The organism is Microbacterium sp., assembly GCF_036566905.1.
Taxonomy (GTDB): domain Bacteria; phylum Actinomycetota; class Actinomycetes; order Actinomycetales; family Microbacteriaceae; genus Microbacterium.
Window position 1 is genome coordinate 1 of record NZ_DATCVK010000049.1, and the last position, 2,389, is coordinate 2,389.

General features: G+C 72.0%; 3 protein-coding genes. 2 read left to right on the forward strand and 1 reads right to left on the reverse strand.

The genetic code is table 11. The features are described 5' to 3' along the window. A partial coding sequence (rbfA, locus tag VIP82_RS04315; protein WP_331906051.1) for a 30S ribosome-binding factor RbfA occupies positions 1 to 489 on the forward strand: 489 nt, incomplete at its 5' end. Here rbfA and VIP82_RS04320 read toward each other — a convergent pair. Further along, on the reverse strand, positions 490 to 1,380 hold the full coding sequence (locus tag VIP82_RS04320; protein ID WP_331906052.1) for an iron-sulfur binding domain-containing protein: 891 nt from the start codon (positions 1,378 to 1,380) through the stop codon (positions 490 to 492). 47 nt (positions 1,381 to 1,427) lie between these two features. Here VIP82_RS04320 and VIP82_RS04325 point away from each other — a divergent pair, with 47 nt between their 5' ends. Continuing rightward, on the forward strand, positions 1,428 to 2,030 hold the full coding sequence (locus VIP82_RS04325; RefSeq protein WP_331906053.1) for a nucleoside/nucleotide kinase family protein: 603 nt from the start codon (positions 1,428 to 1,430) through the stop codon (positions 2,028 to 2,030). Positions 2,031 to 2,389 lie beyond the last annotated feature (359 nt).

Genomic DNA, 2,389 nt, shown 5'->3' on the forward strand with positions numbered 1-2,389 from the left:
ATGGCGGATCCGGCACGGGCCAGGAAGATGGCCGATCGCATCAAGGAGATCGTGGCCAAGCGGCTCGACAAGGGCCTGCGCGACCCGCGACTCGGGTTCGTCACGATCACCGACGTCCGCGTCACGGGCGACCTGCAGCACGCGAGCATCTTCTACACGGTGTACGGCACCGACGAGGAGCGCGAAGACTCGGCCAAGGCCCTCAAGGCGGCGACCGGGATGCTCCGCAGCGAGGTCGGCCGCAACATCACGGCGCGGCTCACCCCGTCGCTCGAGTTCATCGCCGACGCGATCCCCGAGAACGCCGAGCACATCAGCGCACTCCTCCGCGAGGCGCAGACGCGCGACGCCGAGACCGCGTCGCTCGCCGCGACGGCCGAGTACGCCGGCGAGGCCGACCCGTACGTCAAGCCCCGCGAGTTCGACGAAGACGGCGAAGAGATCTTCGACGGCGACGGCAGCGTCGACGAATCGGATGCCGCGCGCTGATCAGCCCTCGGGCAGTCGATAGCCCTCGGCGGCGCGTACGGCGAGTCCGTCGGCGACGAGCGTCGAGAGCGCTCGGTCGAGCTGGGCGGCATCGGCCCAGACGGGATCGAGCTCGCCTCGTCCGACGGGGCGGTGCGCGGCTCTCAGCTCGCGCATGACGAGTCCGCGTACCTGGCGGTCGGAGCCTTCGAAGCGCGCCTGCACGGCCTTCCTCGGGCCTGCGTAGGCGGGGTAGCCGGCGGCGCGCCATGCGCAGGAGCCGGCGATCGGGCACGAGTCGCACTCGGGCGCCCGCGCGGTGCAGACCGTCGCGCCGAGCTCCATCGCGCCGGCGTTGAACCGACGGGCCGCATCGTCGTCGCGGGGGAGCAGCTCCGCCATCGCGGCGAGGTCCCGTGCCGTCGACGGCGGCCCGGGCTCGGCCTGCCCCGAGACCGCGCGGGCGATGACCCGTCGCGTGTTGGTGTCGACGACCGGAACCCGCAGTCCGAAGGCGAACGTCGCGATCGCGCGCGCCGTGTACGGCCCGACACCCTGCAGCGCGAGGAGCGAGTCGACGTCGGCCGGCACCTCGCCGCCGTGTCGCTCGACGATCTCGACCGCTGCGCGATGGAGCCACAGCGCCCGTCGCGGGTATCCCAGCCGGTCCCACGCACGCACGGCCTCCGACGGCGGCTCCGCCGCGAGGGCTGCGGGCGTCGGCCAGCGCTCGATCCACGCCTCCCACCGAGGCACGACCCTGGCGACCTGCGTCTGCTGCAGCATGAACTCGCTCACGAGCACGGCCCACGGGGACACGTCGGCGGCGCGCCACGGCAGCGGCCGCGCGGCATCCGCGAACCAGGCGACGACCGCGGGCGCGATCGCCTCGGGGCTCGGCGTTCGGGGCATCCGTCCAGCCTACGGCGATGCGGATGCCCCGGAGCTAGGCTCATCGCATGAGGCTCGTCACCACGCCCCGGGTCACCTTCCTGCGCTCGATCGCCGACGAGGTGCTGCAGCACCACGGTCGCGGGCGCATGATCGTCGCGATCGACGGACCGCTCCGGAGCGGCAAGACCGAGCTCGCCGACGATCTCGCCGCGGTGCTCGCGGAGCGCGACCATGCGGTGTTCCGGGCGAGCATGGAGGGCTTCCACCGGTCACGGGAGGCGCAGGCGGTGTTCGGCGACGACACCCCTGATCGGTACTACCGGTACGGGTTCGACGAGTCGGCGCTGCGCCGAGTGCTCGTCGAGCCGTTCCGTCTCGGCGGGTCCACGGCATTCGTGACGCGCGTCTGGGACCCGACCCGCGACGCCTGGGTCGAGCCGAAGTGGATCACCGGGCCCGAGGACGCGATCCTCGTGCTCGACGGTCGGTTCGTGCTGCGCCCGCGGCTCGCCGGCCTCTGGGACGTGCGGATCGCCCTCGACGGCGACCCCGTGGATCCGGCGGACGAGATCGCCTACGCGGAGAGCGACCCTCGCCTCGCGGCATCCGTCGTGATCGACAACAGCGCCCCCGAGCATCCGCGACGGCGCTTCTTCGACAGCTGCTGACGGGCTCGCCGACGCGGCAACGGCTGGTTTGTCCCCCGTTCGGGAGGAATTTCGTACCCCGATCGAGAAAAAGGGTGACGTGTCCCCGTTTCTGAGGACATAATGGGGGACACAGCCAAGCCCCCCGGCGACGCGAACCCGAAATCACCACCCGAACCACCCGACGTCAGTCGACGAGCGCATCGCGCCCGTCGACATCGCTGTGCGCCTCGAGCGCCGCCGTCACCTCGGATTCGACGACCCTGCCGGGCCGACCGATGGAGACCCCCCGAATGAGCAAGCCCGGCGCCGCTCTGGCGCACGCCGACGGCGATGCCCGCACTCGTGTGCGATGGTCGTCACGACGCCCGTTCCGCCGC